This window comes from Candidatus Hydrogenedens sp. (genome assembly GCA_035378955.1).
Taxonomy (GTDB): domain Bacteria; phylum Hydrogenedentota; class Hydrogenedentia; order Hydrogenedentales; family Hydrogenedentaceae; genus Hydrogenedens.
The window spans coordinates 1-19,499 of sequence record DAOSUS010000053.1 but is presented as its reverse complement, the minus strand read 5'-3'; the positions used below and the strand labels follow the sequence as shown (position 1 = coordinate 19,499).

18 protein-coding genes and 1 tRNA gene are annotated in these 19,499 nt (G+C 33.8%); 5 read left to right on the top strand and 14 right to left on the bottom strand.

Going from position 1 to position 19,499, the window contains the following annotated elements; all coding sequences use genetic code 11:
• Positions 1–2,305: DUF5011 domain-containing protein (locus PLA12_10505; protein HOQ32927.1), on the top strand; the 2,305-nt coding region annotated here is incomplete at its 5' end.
• A gap of 11 nt (positions 2,306–2,316) precedes the next feature.
• On the opposite strand, the gene mltG is transcribed toward PLA12_10505, so the two are convergent.
• Entirely contained in the window at positions 2,317–3,372 is a 1,056-nt protein-coding gene (gene mltG, locus PLA12_10500) for an endolytic transglycosylase MltG (protein ID HOQ32926.1), read from the bottom strand.
• 13 nt (positions 3,373–3,385) lie between these two features.
• Positions 3,386–3,811: a Holliday junction resolvase RuvX gene (gene ruvX, locus PLA12_10495; protein ID HOQ32925.1), complete on the bottom strand. Its 426-nt coding sequence runs from the start codon at positions 3,809–3,811 to the stop codon at positions 3,386–3,388.
• A gap of 99 nt (positions 3,812–3,910) precedes the next feature.
• Here ruvX and PLA12_10490 point away from each other — a divergent pair, with 99 nt between their 5' ends.
• Positions 3,911–4,591 carry a hypothetical protein gene (locus PLA12_10490; protein HOQ32924.1) on the top strand — a complete coding sequence of 227 codons (681 nt, stop codon included), beginning with the start codon at positions 3,911–3,913 and terminating at the stop codon, positions 4,589–4,591.
• Between the two features lie 3 nt (positions 4,592–4,594).
• On the opposite strand, the gene PLA12_10485 is transcribed toward PLA12_10490, so the two are convergent.
• Positions 4,595–5,575: an aldo/keto reductase gene (locus tag PLA12_10485; protein HOQ32923.1), complete on the bottom strand. Its 981-nt coding sequence runs from the start codon at positions 5,573–5,575 to the stop codon at positions 4,595–4,597.
• A gap of 40 nt (positions 5,576–5,615) precedes the next feature.
• Positions 5,616–5,689, bottom strand: a tRNA-Met gene (locus PLA12_10480).
• 172 nt (positions 5,690–5,861) lie between these two features.
• Here PLA12_10480 and PLA12_10475 point away from each other — a divergent pair.
• Entirely contained in the window at positions 5,862–6,632 is a 771-nt protein-coding gene (locus PLA12_10475; GenBank protein ID HOQ32922.1) for an exodeoxyribonuclease III, read from the top strand.
• 10 nt (positions 6,633–6,642) lie between these two features.
• A complete protein-coding gene (locus PLA12_10470) occupies positions 6,643–7,224 on the top strand; it encodes an ATP:cob(I)alamin adenosyltransferase (GenBank protein HOQ32921.1) in 582 nt (193 codons plus the stop codon).
• A gap of 5 nt (positions 7,225–7,229) precedes the next feature.
• On the opposite strand, the gene PLA12_10465 is transcribed toward PLA12_10470, so the two are convergent.
• From PLA12_10465 to PLA12_10440, 6 genes are all read right to left on the bottom strand, one after another.
• Entirely contained in the window at positions 7,230–8,015 is a 786-nt protein-coding gene (locus PLA12_10465; protein HOQ32920.1) for an alpha/beta hydrolase, read from the bottom strand.
• A gap of 79 nt (positions 8,016–8,094) precedes the next feature.
• Positions 8,095–8,775, bottom strand: coding sequence for an L-ribulose-5-phosphate 4-epimerase AraD (gene araD / locus PLA12_10460; GenBank protein HOQ32919.1), 681 nt, complete (start codon positions 8,773–8,775; stop codon positions 8,095–8,097).
• A 12-nt stretch (positions 8,776–8,787) separates the two neighbouring features.
• Complete coding sequence (gene dusB, locus PLA12_10455; GenBank protein HOQ32918.1) at positions 8,788–9,789, bottom strand: tRNA dihydrouridine synthase DusB; 1,002 nt, start codon at positions 9,787–9,789, stop codon at positions 8,788–8,790.
• An 11-nt stretch (positions 9,790–9,800) separates the two neighbouring features.
• Positions 9,801–11,504: a phosphomethylpyrimidine synthase ThiC gene (gene thiC, locus PLA12_10450; GenBank protein HOQ32917.1), complete on the bottom strand. Its 1,704-nt coding sequence runs from the start codon at positions 11,502–11,504 to the stop codon at positions 9,801–9,803.
• Positions 11,505–11,574: 70 nt separating this feature from the next.
• Positions 11,575–14,193: a valine--tRNA ligase gene (gene valS / locus PLA12_10445; GenBank protein ID HOQ32916.1), complete on the bottom strand. Its 2,619-nt coding sequence runs from the start codon at positions 14,191–14,193 to the stop codon at positions 11,575–11,577.
• A gap of 129 nt (positions 14,194–14,322) precedes the next feature.
• Entirely contained in the window at positions 14,323–14,982 is a 660-nt protein-coding gene (locus PLA12_10440) for a site-2 protease family protein (protein HOQ32915.1), read from the bottom strand.
• A 298-nt stretch (positions 14,983–15,280) separates the two neighbouring features.
• Between PLA12_10440 and PLA12_10435 the strand changes: the two genes are divergently transcribed.
• Entirely contained in the window at positions 15,281–16,600 is a 1,320-nt protein-coding gene (locus PLA12_10435) for a hypothetical protein (GenBank protein ID HOQ32914.1), read from the top strand.
• 6 nt (positions 16,601–16,606) lie between these two features.
• Here PLA12_10435 and PLA12_10430 read toward each other — a convergent pair whose 3' ends face one another.
• The 4 genes from PLA12_10430 to PLA12_10415 form a co-directional block, all read right to left on the bottom strand.
• Positions 16,607–17,146: an ATP-binding protein gene (locus PLA12_10430; protein ID HOQ32913.1), complete on the bottom strand. Its 540-nt coding sequence runs from the start codon at positions 17,144–17,146 to the stop codon at positions 16,607–16,609.
• A complete protein-coding gene (locus PLA12_10425; GenBank protein ID HOQ32912.1) occupies positions 17,139–17,909 on the bottom strand; it encodes a PHP-associated domain-containing protein in 771 nt (256 codons plus the stop codon). The genes PLA12_10430 and PLA12_10425 overlap by 8 nt, the downstream gene beginning before the upstream one ends.
• Positions 17,910–17,913: 4 nt before the next feature.
• On the bottom strand, positions 17,914–18,264 hold the full coding sequence (locus PLA12_10420; GenBank protein HOQ32911.1) for a serine kinase: 351 nt from the start codon (positions 18,262–18,264) through the stop codon (positions 17,914–17,916).
• Positions 18,265–18,280: 16 nt separating this feature from the next.
• On the bottom strand, positions 18,281–19,499 hold a 1,219-nt coding region (locus PLA12_10415; GenBank protein HOQ32910.1), incomplete at its 5' end, for a [Fe-Fe] hydrogenase large subunit C-terminal domain-containing protein.

The following is a 19,499-nucleotide window of genomic DNA, read 5'->3' as shown; positions in this document are numbered from 1 at the left end:
GGTAATAAGTCCGTATGACCAGGGACAGGTAGTAAAAGTTACCCGGAGAGTGATTGTAATCTCTAATTCATCACAAATCATCCTAACAGGACCAACGGATGTAGTAATAGAATGTGGGGAATCTTTTATTGACCCGGGTGCAGTAGCTTTCGACTCATTAGGAAATGATATTTCCAATGAAATTATTGTAACAGATAATGTTAATTACTCGTCTCCCGGCACATATACTATTGACTATCAGGTAAAGGAAACTGAGAGCCATCCAGCCCTTCATGCTGTGAGAAATATAATTATTCAGGATACGAAACCACCAATACTTATTCTAATAGGTCCCCCACAAATTACGATTCCTTGTAATTCTACATGGGCTGACCCTGGGTATATTGCCTTTGACCAATGTTCACTAAATAATATACGTGTAAATGTTATTGGCAGCGTTTATACTACTTATACAGGTACTTATACTATTACTTATAAAGTCTATGACGAAAATGAGTTATCATCTACACTTACCAGAAGTGTTATTGTTGATTGTGATATCCCTCAATTACAACAGTGTCAGAATCAATGTTCCAATGATACTTCTCCTACGGATGAAGACGGAGATGGTTTATCCCTTTGTATAGAGAATTGCTTAGGAACATCCGACCAGGATACAGATACAGACGATGATGGTATGCCAGATTATTTTGAAGTAACATACGACTTAAATCCATTACGCAATGATGCTAAAGAAGATGCAGACTTAGATGGATTGTCTAATCTTGAAGAATTCCTTATAAAGAGCAATCCTATTGATTCTCATTCTCCGTGGGAAGCACATTATGTATCAAATTTTGGTGATGATAAAAATCCTGGCACTTTAAATTCTCCTCGAGCATCTATATCAACTACTCTTGCCAGCATAAATACAAATATACCTTCAAAACAAAATAAAATATCCTCTATCGTGCTGCTTCCGGGAAGTTATTATGAGGATATTGTATTATCAGAAAATATTGTCTTAATTGGAATAACAGCCCACGGCGAAAATAATAATCGGGCTACCATTTATGGAAGCATTACTGGAGCCAATAAAACAGCAATTTATAATGTTGATATAAAACCTAATATAAATGTAATCAATCCAGAGAAAGCAATAGCCGCAAATAATATACTTTTGAATTGTGGCAATACTTCTATGAATATCCGAAATATCCGATTCATTGGGACAGGTTCTGAAATAGGTATATCCGTTGAAGGTGGAAATCCTTACAATACCATCATTGAAAGATGTCTGTTTCAAGATTTAAATATTGGAATTCTTATTGGTGATAGTATACCTGTTATAAGAAGATGTGTTTTCAAATCTACACTTTCTACAAAGAGCAATCCTACTGGAATATATATTGAAGATAATTCGGGAAGTAACAATCCATCTAATTCTTTAGGTAATATTAACGACCCCAATACAGGTTGGAATACATTTAATCTTAATGAAGGGAAAGCAATAATAAGTGAAAGGACTGATGAGATTACGGCTCATAATAACGATTGGGGAACAGAAAATACAGCGGAAATTCCGACCATGGTTCAAGGGAATTTAGACACCCAATATTATTTGGGCAAGGGTAAAGCAATGATAGCATCCTCACTTGCCTGTGTCGTATGGAATGCAAATAATAGAAAGCCTATTCTTAATGCAACTGTATCTATAAATCCTGCTGTTTATCCTCCATTAACACAGAATATAGATGGTGTTTACACATTTTCCTCTATTCCTGAAGGGTCCTATACCATAAACATCACTGCTCCTAATTTTGAATCACGACAGGTGATTACAAATGTTCCTGAAGGGGATATCAAATCTGAATCTGTTGGATTAAAACCCGTTACCCCCGTAGAAGGTGAAGGTATACCTGAAGGGACTCCTGAAGGTACTACCGAAGGTTCGGTAGAAGGTTCTACAGAAGGAACAAATGAGGGAGAAAAAGGAATACCTATTCCAGATGTAAGAGGAAAATCTGTTGAGGAAGCAACACAAATATTGATTTCCGCAGGACTTCGTGTTTCAAATACAATAAAAGAGGAATATAGCAAAGATATTCCTAAAGGAAAAGTCATTAGAACGGAACCAGCAACTGGAACGGAAGTATCAAAAGATACGGAAGTAACACTGGTAATTAGCAAAGGGGCAAAAAGACGATTTATCATTTCCTGTGGACCTAATTATGATAGAAATTCATATTGGGGTGACATAATAATTTGTCTCTTTGCTACTACCTTCCTTTTATGCAATCGCAAAAAAATCAGCAATCAACAATAGATAAATAATATTTACTGTTTCTGATTAGACTCTGTTCTATTATTTTGTTTCTTTTTTATTGCTTTACGATAATGAATAACGGCATCTGTGTGTGTATCAATATCTTTGCTAAATGTATGTGTTTTTCCGTCTGCATTAGATACAAAATAAAGATATTCTCCTAATTCAGGGAATAAGGCTGCGCGTAAACTGGGTAAACCGGGATTGGATATAGGAGTGGGAGGTAAGCCCTTGTATTTGTATGTATTATAAGGAGAATCTATCTGTTTATCAGCATTTGTGAGTAATACGCCATACTTTTGATTAGCATATTGTAATGTTGCATCAATCTGTAGAGGCATGTCTTTCTTCAAACGATTATATATAACCTGGGCAATAAGAGGGCGTTCTTCATCTACTTTCGATTCTTCTTCAATTAAAGATGCTACAATAACTTTTTGATATTTTTCCTCATTGGAAAGTTCAAACCCGTTTTCTTCCATTAATTTTTTCCATTCTTTCTCAAATTGATTTATCATCATATCGGCAAGGGTCTTTGCATCAGGAACTTCTTCAAATAGATATGTTCCTGGCATTAGAAAGCCTTCCACAGTAGGTCCCGGAATATTTTTTTCTTTTGCATATTCATTGGAATTTACGAGTTCCAGAAATTTTTGCGGGTCTGGTGCAGTTAAGGATATTTGTTTATTTGTTAACCCCTCTGGAATGGTTATTTTATATGCATATATAGGACGGATAGGACCTTTTAGGAGAAGTTCATATATTTGTTGAGCAGAGTAACCCTTGGGAATAGAATATATACCATACTTTATATCTTTATCTCCTCCTTTCATTTTGATTAAGACTAAAAAGAAAATTTCATGGGGAATAAGTCCTTTCTCTTTTAATAGAAAAGCAATATCCTTCGCAGTGCTTCCTTTGTTAATTGTTATTTCAATAGGTTCTCCAGAGACTCCTTCTCTTACAATGTATATATATCCACCTACAACAACAACTCCTATCATCAATGATAAGCCTATCACTATAAACAAACACATAAGCACTATTTTGTATAGAATTTTTTTCATACCTCTATACTTTTTATTTCCCTTTATTTAATTCCAAATATGTCTCTAACAGTTTTGCTGCCGCAATTTTATCTATAATACCTCTTTGTTTTTTCTGTCCTATACCTATATCTGTTAATGCTCGTTGGGCTACGGTAGTAGTTAATCTTTCATCTACCATTTCAATATCTATATTTATCTTTCCTTTAAGTTCTTCTACAAAACCCTTTACTTTTTCTGTTTGTATCCCTTCACTTCCATCCATTTTCAATGGATAACCGATAATAATTCTCTTAACCTCTTTTTCTTTGATAATATCCTGTATCGTCTTTATAAAATCTACATTTTTCTTTAAATCTATTACCGTTAGAGGGAAAGCGAAAATTCGTAGCGGGTCACTTATGGCAAGTCCCATTCGAACTTCACCATAATCAATAGCAAGTATTCTTCCTTCTTCCAAATTCAATTCCTTTCTTATTTTATTATTAAAACATTTTATTTTATAATGGTATAAATTTGTTAATTTTTAATTGAATTATAACGCTTTTGGGAGTTTTTCATGCACATAGAAGACAGACCTATTCATTTTTCTGTTGAACTGATACATAATCCGACGCCTATAAATAAAGAAACTTTACAAAGGTTTTATTATGATTTAATTGGTTCTCCTGTTTCCTATGATAGTATTGATTTTAGTTTTCCCATGCAAACACGCTTTTACTCTACACGAGGAAATAGAAACCAATCCATAGTTCTTTTTCTTTTAGACCGAACTATAATTATAGAAGAGTGGACAGCCATTACTTTTAATGAATTTTTAAACAAAGTAAAAGAATTAGGACCTAAGATATTACAGGTGAGAAATCAGATGGCTTTCCTTGCTCATACAGGAACTCTACGCTCGACATTTGCTCTAACTCGATATGAAGATGCAAAATCTTTCATTTTGGAAAAATTATTAAATCAATCACAGGAACTCATGATTGACCATTTTGGAAGACCCTTAGCGACAACAGGGATACGATTTGTATTTCCGGAGTCGAACGATACCCCAGGAATATATCATGTTCTAATAGAATCTTTCCGTCACAGTAAAAAAGAACTTTTTGTTGAAGTGCGGGGAATTTTTGGAAGACAACCTGTCCCTGCACAAAATATAGACTTAATAATCGAAAATTTAAAAGAAATGCGGGAATTCCTTACCCAACGATTACAACCTTATCTTGCACAATATGATTGATACCTACCAACCTCTTAAACGATAAACATCCAGAGGTTCTCTATCTGTAGGTAAAGGTGGTTGATATGATAATTTTGAAATCTCTTCCCACTGTTCCAGGGATAGTTTTAAATCAACACATTGTATTACTTCTTTGAATTGTTCCAGAGTCCTTGCTCCTAATAAGATGGAAGTAATGGCCGGGTTACTTTTTACCCAACTTGCTGATAAAACGGCTGGGGAATAACCTTTTCCCTCTGCATATTGAACAAATTTTCGTGTAATTTCTTCATACATTGGGTTACTATAACGCTGTTGATACATTTTATTTTCAATTAATCTTCCCTTCTCCCCTTTTAAGTATTTTCCTGTTAACATTCCTGCTCCCAGAACATTATACGGAACTACAGCAAGATTCTCTTGTTTGGCTAAAGGCAAAATTTCTACTTCTACCTGCCGTTTAATAAGGCTATACATAGGCTGGATACAAACAACGGGGGTAAAATGGTACTCTCTTGCTACTGCAATTGCTTTCATTATTTGCCATGCAGAAAAATTAGAAATGCCCATATAAAGGACTTTCCCTTGCATAATTAATGTATGAACTGCTTCTAAAGAATATTCTATGGATGTATATTCGTCCCAATGATGAAGATAAAGTATATCAAGGTATTCTGTTTTCAATCGTCGCAAAGATTCTTCCACGGATTGCATAATATTTTTTTTAGATAATCCTTCATTATTTATCCCTTGTTGTGATGGGAAAAATACTTTAGAGGCAAGGATAATATCTTTCCGCTTACTATTTATCCACTCCCCCACAATCTTTTCCGTTTCCCCTTTATTGTAATTGTGAGCAGTATCAAAAAAATTTATTCCTATATCATAAGCATAATCCATAATTTTAAAACTGACTTCTTTATCTGCTTCATTACCGAATGTCATTGTTCCCAAACAAATTTCGGAAACTTTTAAGCCTGATTTTCCTAATGGGACATAATTCATAATCTATCTCCCTTAAAAAAGACCTTACATAAATAGAAAGTGGCGGCGCAGGGATTCGAACCCCGGACACGCGGATTATGATTCCGCTGCTCTAACCAACTGAGCTACGCCGCCATAGGGAATATAATTATAGCAAATGTGTTTTTTATTATACAACAGTTTATAGCATATCTAATCTTTCTAAAGGTCTCACCTATCCAATTTCTAATGATTGTTCAAAGTCGTTTTATTATAAATTTTTTTCTTATACTAATTAGAAATTTATCATGAATTCAGGAGTAAATATATGACGGTTGTAATTTCGTGGAATGTTAACGGATTTCGTTCCATATTAAAAAAAGGCTTTACTGAATGGCTTGAAGAAGTTTCGCCAGATATTATTTGTTTACAAGAAACGAAATTAAAACCTTCTGATATAAAGGACCCTTCTTTTCCTATACCACCACATTATCACACCTATTGGAGTTTTGCTAAAAAACCCGGTTATAGTGGAACTGCATTTTTCTGCAAAAAGAAACCTCTACAAATAATAGAAATAAATGAACCTGCTTTTACAGATGAAGGAAGGGTACAAATAGCTGATTTTGGTGATTTTGTCCTGTTTAATTCCTACTGGCCTAATAGTCAGGAAGAAAAAAAACGACTTTCCTACAAGATTGAATTTATTGATAAATTGCAACAAATACTTCTCGACTTCGTTAAAAAGCAGAAAAAAAACATACTCGTATGTGGAGACTTTAATATAGCCCATACAGAAATTGACCTTGCCCGACCTAAAGAGAATGAAAATCATGCAGGTTATTATCCGGAAGAAAGAGAATCTATGACAAAATTCTTAAATGCGGGTTTTGTGGATACTTTCCGTATGTTTTGTAAAGAAGGAGGACATTATACATGGTGGTCTTATCGAACCAATGCAAGGGCTCGGAATATTGGTTGGAGAATTGATTATCATGTGGTAAATGAAACATTTAAGAAACACATTAAAAGGTCATGGATACTATCCGATGTTCATGGCTCTGACCATTGTCCCATAGGTGTTGAAATTATTAAGTAGGTATTTTTATATGAAAAAATCTTATGTTACAACAAAACAAGGTGATACAGGAAAGACAAAATTACCCGATGGACACTGGGTCTCAAAAGATTCAGAAATTATTGAATGTCTCGGTTCTTTGGATAGTCTCCGTGCTAACTTATCTTATCTTCGATTGTTAATTTTACAATCAGATAACCCATATAAAACATCTCTTTCTGATATGCTTCTATGGCTCATACATTGCTGTTTTATAACAGGGACACAAATATCTGACCCTTCGGGTGTATTAATTCCACCCAATCATCCAAAATTAACTCAAAAACATCTAATACAATTGGAGCAATGGCAAGCACAATTAGAAGAACAACTTCAATTACCAAGAAAGTTTATTGCATCTGCCAGTAATCCCGTTTCTGCTTATGCAGATATAGTTACCACAGTAGCAAGAGAATTTGAACGCCGATTAATTGCTTTAGAAAGAATTCAATCTAATAAGACCAATGAGGTATTTATCCCATTTTATAATCGTTTAAGTGATTTTTTGTTTATCGTTGCACGAATTTTAGATAACAATAATTTCAACCCTGTGGACTATACACTTATCCAATAAAAAATCTATTCTCGCACAGATAAATTTAATACTCTTTCTATAAAATCTTTCAGCTCGTTGATATATTTATCCCCCGTTATAATAAACCCTTCGTTATGGTCACCTATAATTTCTAAAAACTCTTTTTCACACTCCAACAATTCAAATATTTTCTTCCCATGGTAATATTTTATAACGGTATCCTGAGGACTATGAATAACTAAAACAGGGGATTTTATTTCCTTTAACTTCTTTTTTGTATAAAATTCATTTCCTTTTGCAAATCGTTCTGGAAACCATGAAAACATATCTCTTGCTACATCAATTGTTGAAAGAAATGTGCTTTCAAGGATTACACCCGCACATTCTACTTTTGTTGCTAAATCTGCCGTTACAGCACCTCCTAAAGAACGACCAAAAAGAACTATATTTTGGGGAGAATATCCTTTATTTTGCGTTAGATATGTCCACATGGCTAAAGCATCTTTGCAACATCTTTCCTCCGAAGGTTTTCCTGTTGACTTACCATATCCGCCATAATCATAAACTAAAACACTTAAACCCAACTTTCGAAATATACCAATAGATTCCAATCGGTCTGCTATATTTCCTGCATTTCCATGTGAAAAAAGGACAACACATTTCGAATCTTCATAAGGAATATACCATCCATGAGTCTGTTCTTTATCTACTTGAACAATAACATCTTCATATTTCCACTGATAATAGTCTGGTGTCCTGTAAATAAAAGATGTCCTTTGATATAAGAGATTGGGAAAAATATATTTAGCGAACAAAGAAATCGAAATCATAATAAAAACAATGAATAATATTAGAATAATACATAAATATTTATATTTAACTATTTTCATTTATATATTATTAAAAACACTATCTTTGTCCATAATATGCGCCTTTCCCCCATTTTCTTTCATAATGCTTTTTTAAATACATTTCTTCTAATGTTTTAATATTACCGTTATTTATTACAATTGTATGATATGCCATTTCTGCTAATTGTTCAAGGACAAAGGCTGTTTCCACTGATTTTTCTACATTCTCACACCAAACAAAAGGACCATGTCCCGGGACAAGAACCGCCTTACATCTTTCCGCTCCATTTTGTAAAATACATTTAACGACCTGTTGTCCGATAGAATTTTCATAATCTTCTGTATCCGGCATTTCTGTTAATGGAATATCTCCAAAAAAATAATCTGCATGAGTAGTTCCCAAGCATGGAATAGGTTTTCTTGCCTGAGCCCAACATGTGGCAAAATGGGAATGAGTGTGAACAACACCACCTGCATTGGGAACATTTTTATATATAGCCAGGTGAATAGGTAAATCTACAGATGGCTTTAAATCCCCTTCAATAATTTTTCCATTCATATCTACAACAACCATATCTCTTGTTTTTAGTTTGTGGTAAGGAACTCCACTGGGCTTAATTACTACCAAATTACTTTCTCTATCTATACCGCTGGCATTTCCCCATGTTAATATTACTAACTTATCCTGAACCAATTGTAAATTTGCTTCAAATACTTCCTTCTTTAATCTCTCTAACATTGTATTTTTCCTTTATTCGTTTGCTTCTGAATGAACCCTTTCGTAGACTTTCTCTGGATTTTCCATAATAGATATTAATATTTCCTCTATCTTTTGGGCAGATTTAAGATTCATAATCTCTGTGCGTATCTTTCCGATATAAGGATAACCGTGCAGATAACCATTATAAAATTTTCTAAATGTAGGAACTCCTCTTTGTTCACCATAATATTCAATATGCTTTTGAAAGTGTATAAGACACCACTGCAATCGTTCTTTTATGTCCGGTTCAAATAAGTATTCATCTTTTTTTTCTAAATACAATTTACATCGCTTAAAGAAAAAAGGATTTCCAATAATAGTCCTTCCTATCATAACTCCATCTGCACCTAATTCAAAACATTCTTCAACATCCTGGGGTGTTTTTATATCTCCATTAGCAACAAATGGAATTTTTGTTTTTTCTTTTATTTTAGATATCCAAGACCAATCTGCATTTCCCTTTAAGCCCTGTTGTCTTGTCCTCAAATGCACAGTAATAAAATCAATGCCCATTTTATATGCAATTTCTAAAACATCAAAAATAGTAATATGATTATCATCCCAACCTAATCGCGTTTTTAAAGTAACAGGTAATTCTGTATTTGATTTTACTTCAGATAAGACCCGTTCCAATTTTTTCAGGTCTTTTAGTAAACCTGCACCATCTCCCCTATTTGCGATTTTCTTGACCCAACAACCTGCATTAATATCAATAAAATCGGGAGCATAACTTTCGGCTGTTTTAGCCGCATTTGCCATAGATAATTCTGAACTACCATATAATTGAATACCGATAGGTCTTTCCTGTTCGTTAAAACTCATTTTTTTCAATGACCTATCTACATTTCGTATTACTGCCTCTGCACTCACAAATTCAGTAACAACAACATCTGCACCCCATTCTTTGCAAATATTACGAAAAGGATAATCGGTTATATCATCCATAGGGGCAAGAAATAAAGGTTTTTCTATTTCATATTTTCCGATTTTCATTGGATGGAGCATTATTCATTAGTTTTAGAAAGTTTCATGGCACAAAATTTAGGTCCACACATTGTGCAGTAGTTTTGATTTATTTTATCTTTTCCATTTTCCTTTATACATGGGTTGCTTTCCATAAACATTTTTAACGATTTTTCTGGGTCTAATGCAAGGGCAAACTGGTCTTCCCATGAAAATTTAACCCTTGCCAATGCCATAAGACAATCTCGAAGAAAAGCGGAAGGCAAACCTTTTGCAATATCTGAAGCATGAGCCGATATTCTATATGTAATTACTCCTTCTCTGACATCTTCCCTGTCTGGTAATCCTATATGTTCTTTAGGTGTTACATAACATAGCATAGCAGTTCCTGCAGAACCGATAAGTGTAGCACCAATGGCGGAGCTAATATGGTCATATCCTGTTGCAATATCTGTTACAACGGGACCTAATGTATAAAATGGTGCGGAATTACACAAATCTTTTTGAATTTCGATATTATCTAAAATTTTATTCATAGGGATATGCCCCGGACCTTCATGCATCACCTGAACATCAAAATTTCCTGCTCTTTTAGCAAGTTCACTTTGAATTTTTAGTTCTGCAAATTGTGCTTCATCATTTGCATCATAAATACATCCCGGTCTCAAACCATCTCCAATTGAAACGGCAACATCATAGGTGGCTAATATTTCACAAATTTCATTCCAGTGAGTATATGTGAAATTTTCTTGTTTATGCTTCTTCATCCATCGTGCGATAATCGCTCCTCCCCGACTAACAATCCCTGCCAATCGTTTTTCCACTAAGGGCAAATGTTTTTCTAAAAGCCCGGCATGAATTGTAAAATAATCTACGCCCTGTTCTGCTTGCTGAATTAGGATATCACGATATAATTCCCATGAAATATCTTCAGGATTTCCTCCTGCTTTTTCTAAAACTTCATAAATCGGCACTGTCCCAATAGGAACAGGGGAATTACGGATTATTGCCTCCCGAATAGATTCAATTTCTTCCCCTGTGCTCAAGTCCATAACGGTATCAGCACCACACATCACCGCCCAAATCATTTTCTCGATCTCTTCTTTTATTCCACTCCGAATAGAGGAATTACCTATATTTGCATTAATTTTCGTTCGTAGTCCCTGACCAATTCCCATCGGTTCTAATTCAAGATGATTAATATTTGCAGGTATAATAATTTTTCCTTCTGCTACCTGTTTACAAATCCACTCCGGGGAAATAACTGCTTTTTCTATAATTTCTTTTGATTTTTCTTTCCATAACCACTCGACCCATATTTTATTCTGCGTTATTTCAATACTTTCACGATATGCCACATACTCCATCTCCGGAGTAATAATACCTTTTTTTGCATAGTATCGTTGGGTTACCCGTTCCCCGTGTTTTCCTTTCCGTATTGTTTTATTTCCTTTTTGAATACTTTGGACTTGTTCCCTTAATTTCATCCACTCTTCTCGTATTTTCGGGATTCCAATCTGAAAATTAGTTAGAGCCTCGATACTTTCATAAGGTCCGGCTGTATCATAGATATAATATTCAGGGGTTTTCGATAAACACTTATTTTTAATTTCTTCCGGAATAATATTTTCGTTAATTTTTATTTTTTTTACAGGTATTAAAAAAGGGAACTCTCTCCCATTTATATTTACATATTCTTTCTGAATTTTGGTCTTTAAAATATCACTTTTTATGAAGTTATTCATTTTTTTACCTAACACTAATTAAACTACAACCCAATTCTTATTATATCAATTAAAAAGATTGGAGATATTGCTAAATATTAACAAGAACTTCTATCTTTTCATTTCCTTCTATAACATCATATTCATTCACATGAAGCATGGCAACAACATCTTTTATAAGTATTTGACATACTTCAGTCATTGCTGAAGGGCACTTAACCTCTATCTTTGTAACAGGTGCAGCCAAACTTATATTTGCATCGGCTTTTGCTTTTCTAATAGGGTTAATCAATGAAATAAGGACTTCATATAATTCTGGGTATTTTGCAGTAGGGATAGCATCAAATTCCTGGATAGAAGGCCATGGACTTTTATGAACCGAAGTCGCCATATCCCTGTCATTTGAGTATTCCCAACTCCATACTTCTTCTGTTATATAGGGCAAATACGGAGCAAATAAACGAACAATAGCTCGATGGATTAAACGCAAAGCACTACAAGCAGAAAGCCGTTCTTCATTTAATTCCGTTTGATACACACGAGGTTTTATAATTTCTAAATAATTATCACAGAAGACACTCCAGAAAAATTCCTCTATTAACATTAATGATTGGGCATAATCAAATTCTTCAAAGCTGGTTGTGGCTCTTTGAATGCATGTTTTTAGTTCATTGATAACCGCAATATCAATGGGGTTTTGTATGGTTTCTTTTTTTAACAATCCTCTATCAATATTTTGGAGTTGCATAATTGCAAACTTACTTGCATTAAATAACTTTGTGCATAGTTTTCTACCCACCTTAAAAGCCTGTTCATCATAAGCGGTATCTACCCCCAATCGGGCTTTGGCTGACCAATAACGCACACTATCTGCCCCATGTTGCTCAATCAGGGGTTCGGGTGTTACTACATTCCCATGACTTTTTGACATTTTTTTACGGTCAGGGTCTAATATCCAACCACTCAACACGACATTTTTCCAGGGAATATCACCGTCATGAAGATAGGCTTTTACAATAGTGTAAAAAGCCCATGTCCGAATAATATCATGGGCTTGAGGTCGTATATCCATCGGGAACAATTTCTTATGTCGTTCTGGATTTAAGAACCAATGCGTTGCTATCTGCGGAGTAAGCGAACTTGTAGCCCATGTATCCAGGACATCTGGTTCCCCTGTAAAGCCATTGGGTTTGTCTCTTTGCTCTTCTATATAACCGTCAGGGACATCTGATAATGGGTCAATTGGCAAGTCTTTTATATCAGGCATAATAGGTTTGCTATATACTATTTCCCCATCTCCATTTATTGGATACCATACCGGAATAGGGACACCAAAAAATCTTTGTCGGCTTAAACACCAATCTTGATTTAACCCTTCGACCCAGTGTTCATATCGCTTATACATATAATCGGGATACCAACTTATTTTCTTACCCTGCTCAATAAGTGCCTCTTTTTTATCTATAATTCTTGTATACCATTGTCGTGTAGGAAAAATTTCTAAAGGTCTATCCCCTTTTTCAAAAAAACGAACCGCATGAGTAATTTGAGTTTCAGGACGGTCAATTACACCCTCTGTTTGATTTGCAATCTCAACAATAACCTTCTTGGCATTTCCTGTATATAGTCCTTGCATTTTAGAATATACTTCATTGGCTTTTTGAGGGTTTTTTGAAGGAACTATCAAATGACCTGTATCTGAAAGACCTTTTGTTTTTTCATCAGTATTTACAAATTCTACATGTAATAAAGAACCATTTCTTGCCACAATCTGTCGCAAAGGTAAATTAAACTGTTTCCACCACTCCACATCGGTCTGGTCTCCAAAGGTACATACCATAACTACCCCTGTTCCCTTGTTCGGTTCTGCTTTCTCATCTGCCATAATAGGAACGGGGACATGGAATAATGGTGTTAAAATTGTTTTGCCTATATATTGTTTATACCTCTCGTCATCGGGATGAACCAAAACCGCCACACAAGCCGGAAGTAATTCGGGTCGTGTAGTTGCTATGACAAGATAATCAGCACTATCAGGGAAAGGGAAACGAAAATAGTAAAAAGCGGAAGGAACTTCTTTATCTACAAGTTCCGCTTGAGCAATGGCTGTTTGATAATCTATATCCCACAATACGGGTCTCTCTTCCTGATATATTTCTCCTTTTTTATAAAGTTCTATGAAACTTGCCTGAGAGATAAGGCGACAATGTCGGTCAATAGTTGCATATTCAAGGTCCCAGTCATAACTCATTCCAAGCCTTGTCCATAAATTCCGAAATGCCTTTTCATCTTCAACAATAACCTGGTCACATAACTCTATAAAGTTTTTTCTACTCACTGCAAGAGGGGGTGTCCCCTTTTTACCTGGAGATACTTTTAGATTGGGGTCATAAGGCATTGAAGGTTCACAACGAACATTAAGGTAGTTTTGAACTCGTCTTTCTGTGGGCAACCCGTTATCATCCCATCCAATAGGGAAAAAGATGTTTTTACCTTTCATTCTTTGATAGCGAACAATAAAATCTTGATGGGAATAACTAAACATATGCCCTACATGCAAAGAACCACTTACAGTAGGAGGCGGTGTATCCACAACGAAGGTTTCTTCGCGTGTTTTTGATGGGTCCCAACGATATAACCCTGTTTCTTTCCAGGTTTTTATCCAATTTTCTTCAATTTTCTTAACATCATAATTTTTGGGCAAATCCATAAAAAACCTTCCTTTAATAAATTAAATCTCTTATAAACAAAATCTGGAAAATCGAAAGGACAGGTAAATAGTATACTAAATCAGGTTATTCTTTGGAAAGTTATCGAGTAAGGTATGAATGTTGCCTCTTTATAGTAGATTAAAGCCTGTCAATCCGAAAGTGAGTAAAAAACCTGCTATATAATGCAAAGGAGGTGAAATAATTCGTGAACCTAAAGTTATTGCAATAATAAGTCCGAAGGGTCCCATTTGTTGTAAAAATCTCTGTCCTTCCGGAGGGAGAAAATAATTTAAAACATGATGTCCATCCAGAGGGGGCAATGGAATACAATTAAATAAAAGTAAAACAAGATTTATCATTACAATTGAAATAGATACCAAACAGGCTGGCGAGGCAAACATTTCGTCCGGGGTTGAAATGCCGTTTATTATAACGGTCAATCTTAAAACAAAAGTAAATATGATAGCTAATAACAAATTTGCGGAAGGTCCTGCAATAGCAACAAAAACCGAATGTAGTCTCGGATTTCTTAAATTCCTAATGTTTACAGGAACAGGTTTTGCCCATCCAAAAAGAAATGGGAATTGTGTTATCATCATCATTAAGGGCAAAATAAAAGTGCCTAAGGGATCTGCATGCTTTATAGGGTTTAATGTTAATCGTCCTAACATTCGCGCAGTATGGTCGCCAAATCGGTCTGCAGCAGCCGCATGTGCCGCTTCATGTGCCGACAGACAGAATAGCAAACATATATATTGGACTAATATTTGTAGAATACGGTCAGCCACTTAAATAACCTTCGTATAATGTTGTGTAAGTATACTTTATATATAATATGACATGTCAAAAAGATATAATGTTTCCAATAATTAGGTTTCCTATAAATAAATTATGATTAACGCATTATTGTTGAAAACATATATTTATATTCTTTTAGTCCTTTCTAAAGATAAAAGCAATCTATCTAATCATTTCATCTCTTTGAAGGATTTTTTACAACTATTTTCCCAACCAAAACTTGGTATAAAAAATACCAAAGATTTCTTAAATCTCATAAAAGATTATTTTAACCTTCATGTAGAAACCGTGAATGAAATACAATCAATTCACTTGAACATTGACGAAACAATTTTATTAAATTGTCTTTCTTTACTTCATAAACTTATTGGTAAAAACATTTTTTCTATTCATTATGAGGAAAGCCAAGAAGTTGGATTTTTAATCCCGAAACTTATTGTTTTCTCTTCAAATAACCTGGAACGATTAGCAAACTCTATTTTAATTAATGACTTTTTACCCTTAAATACTTCATTAATCAATATGCAGTGGACAAAAGGCACAAACGGTGGGAAAATACAAATTAAACAAAATCAGATTGTTTTCAAACTTGCTGGATTTAAATTGCCTGATAATCAAAATAATCCTTTAATTGAATTGCTTCCTGCATTCTATTCTCCATTAGAAAATAATATCGAAAGCCTTATCCAAGATAATATATCTGCATGGAATTTAAATAAGATAACTGATGTCCATGTATTTTTTAATTCTATATGGGATAATTTAATCCTGTTCATAAATAATCCTAAAAAAATAGAGATTAAAATAGATAAACCCATCCCTATATTAAAGATACCTGAACTTACTTTTTCTTCCATACTTATTTGTAGCATTTCTCCTTTTATCATCCCTTCTAACCTTAAAACAGGGATACTCAGTGTCAATTATGAAACAGAAAGAAGAAACTTTATAATTGAAACCATGATAAGGACAAATCAACCTTTTGAATATCCATCAATTGCTTATAAGACTATTAAATATTTTATGGAACAAGTAAAAGGGGATGTAAATACTGAAAGTAAGCAAACGAAAAACGATTACACATTTACAATTACACTTTATATTCCAGATGATATTGGGATATTTTTAGACAAGGAATTACCCGGGTGGGAATGTTTAGCATTAGAAAGTCAGGATATTTTGCGACGATTGAGTTCTGATTTTACCATCTCTTTTGAACACCCCTTTATTGCAGAACTCTTACGATATGAAATAGAAAATTATTTTCACGAACTTTTCTCTATGTCACTATTTACAAATCTTTCTCATGAATTATTAGAAAAGAACAAACGACAAATTAGCCCTGTTATAAAATCTATATTGGAAGAAGTAGCAAAAGGAAAAATCAAAAGGAATTCGTTAAGTCCTTTATTAGTAGGTCAACTCATTGAGAACTTTCTAACCTTGCCTAATGTTGAAGATAGAATATGTAAATTTTTTAATACAAATATAATTAATAAGACACATTTTTTAGAACTATCAAAATCATTACAAGAATTTCCTCAATCAGCCCCATCATTAATTTCGAGTTTAATTCTTTTCAAGCAAAATATAAAGAAACCTAATTAGTACTATCTAAACATTTAATGTTTTGATAACCCTATTTATTTCTTTTTCTATAAATGGATATATCTCTATATCGCTTTTATCAGAGAATTTTTCTCGGTATTCTTTCGTATGGATTGATAGCTGTGTTTGGTTATTGAAGATGATATAAATTTTAATATTAATATTGGGATTGGTAATAAACATTCCTGCAATGGAATTTCCTAAATCTCCTATGGGAATTCTGTCAATATTTGATAAAACAAAAGTCAATACTACTTTGGCTCCTCCTAAATCTTCACTTCTACCAATTACAACTTCTCCACCGGCTCTTTCTGCGGAACTTTTGGCTAAACTCAATCCCATTCCTACTACTTTTGATGTTTTCGTTGTATAAAATGGGTCAAACAATTGTTCCTCATCAACGCTAAAACCTTTCCCATTGTCTTCAATTGTCAGGGTAAGCAAATCGTTTTTTTCATTTATATCCAGAAGTATTTTTATCTCATCAGCACCTGCGTTAATTGAATTTTCTATTAAATCAAGGATATGTAATGATAGTTCAATCAAGTTCTATTACCTCCAATACTGTGTTTTTCTTTATTCCTTCTTTTATATCCGTAAAAGAAATGTTATCAACACATATTTTCGTTCGAACATGTCCAATCTCATCTATAGAGTGAGCATCGGAAGAAGTAATTACTGGAAGACTTTGAGGTAGTGAATAAATAAAATTTCTCAAAACAAATTCTTTTTTTTCTACAACTTTTTTAACCGAAATTGGAGATATTTCTAACACATCAAACAAGTCTTCGGGAATAAAACCTAATTGATTTGTTACAGAAAAGGTAGGTCGGTCTATATGACTGGCAATAATCATTGCATTATGTTGCCGTAATAAGGCGATTCCATTTTCTAAATTGAAACCGGATGCTAAATACAGAGGTTTTTCTTCCTCGCCTATAATTTTTCCTTCAGAATTAATAATCCATTGTGGTTCTAAAAAGTCTTTTTTAGTTATCGCCTCACTTAAAGTTTCTCTTATAATGTTTCCGACATTCTCCGCACATTCTAAATCGGGAAATATCCCTAAAATATGTACTTCTTCTTCTGTCGTAATCTCTATTCCGGGGAGAAAGAATATTTGAGGGAACCATCTCAGTCCAAATTCATAGAATGCTCGTACATTCCTTGTGCTATTATGGTCACATATAGCAAATGCATTTACCCCTTTTTTCATTAACTCTGGATATATATTCTGGGGCAACATCTTTCGGTCTGCACAGGGAGATAATATAGAATGAATATGTAAGTCAGCATAAATAACAGACAAAATATTACCCTCTTATACCCAACTCATACAATTTTCCCACAATATTAAATGCTGTATCGGGTGATGAAAACAACACTATTTGTTCCTGCTCTGCCTTTTTAATCACATTTTCATCGGGCACACGGTTTTGTATAAAAATAACCGCAGAGAGTTCGGCATGGACACATACGGCTATTACATTGACATGTGTCTGTAATGTAATTAGAATAGACCCTTTTTTAGCATTTGCTAAAACATCACTTAATAAATCAGAGACATATCCTTCACTTATTTCTCTATCTAATAAGCTAAAAATTCCAGGGGTAAGGAGTTGTAAATTTAATTCTTCACAAATTTCTTTTAATTTCATACTCATAAATCTATCTCCATTTTTATGTTTTGTTCCAATATGGACAATTCTTGATGTCTTTTTGCATTATTACAATATCCTCTGCAAAGTTTAAGCATGAGGGTGCACCACAAATACCACAATCATATCCGGGCAATTTTTTATTTACTTTTTCTATCTCACTAAGTTTTTGAATAGCCTCCATTACATCCTCATCAAGTCTAACACCTTTTCTTGAATTGATAGGCGATACCCTAAATATAGCATCTATTTTTTTCTTTTCGTATTTTACTTTTTGCTCTTCCCAAAATGTATCAAAAATTATTTTTGATATAGTAGGTTCTGTTACCCAGTATGGAGAACCAAAACAACCATTATAGCAAGCATACAATTCCACCATTTTAATATGGATAGGTAATTCTCTCTTTTCCATATTTTCTAAAAATGTTTTAACCTGTTCTATTCCTGATACCGTTATTATATCCTTACTTTTATTTTTCTTAACATCTATATTATGAATTTCATCTATCTGTTTTTTCTTGTTAGCACTTTTGGATATATCCATTATTACTTCAAATAATTCTTGGGGAGAAATCATATTGATACAAACATCTGAATTCTTATTGTCATTAATTGTAGATACTTGAGCAGGACAAGAAGGCACAAAGGAAATATTCCGTTGTTCAGGAAAACTGTTTATTGCCGTTTCTACAGGTCCTAAATAAGGGGCAATATTTCCAATTAATGCGGGATACTCTGTTTGTATCCAATATAAAACTGTAGGACAAACAGGTAGTATTAAAGGGAACTTTATTTTTTCATCGTTTTCAATATATCTTTGTGTCTCTTCCCTTAATACATCTTCCCACAAGGCTAATGGGTATATTTTAAATCCTTTTTTACGATAAATTTCTTCTTCAAAATCCTCCCATGAGCAACTGTCTAAAATAGAGGCAATCCACGGTGAAGGGGCAATAAATATTTCCTGTTTTCCTTCCTCACAGTTTTTTTCATAGTATTTCAAATCAAATACTCTTGTAGGACATATCCTGATACATTCATTACAATTAATACAATGATGAGACAAAATATATAAGTTATCTTCATATAGTCTTATGGCTTTGGTGGGACATCTCGTTACACATCGCAAACACTTTTTACATTTCTCTGCTGTTATCTGGATATAACTATCAACTTTTGAAAAATCTTTGGCTGCTTTTACAAATATAAGTATTTTCAACAAAGTACCTGTGGGTTCACTA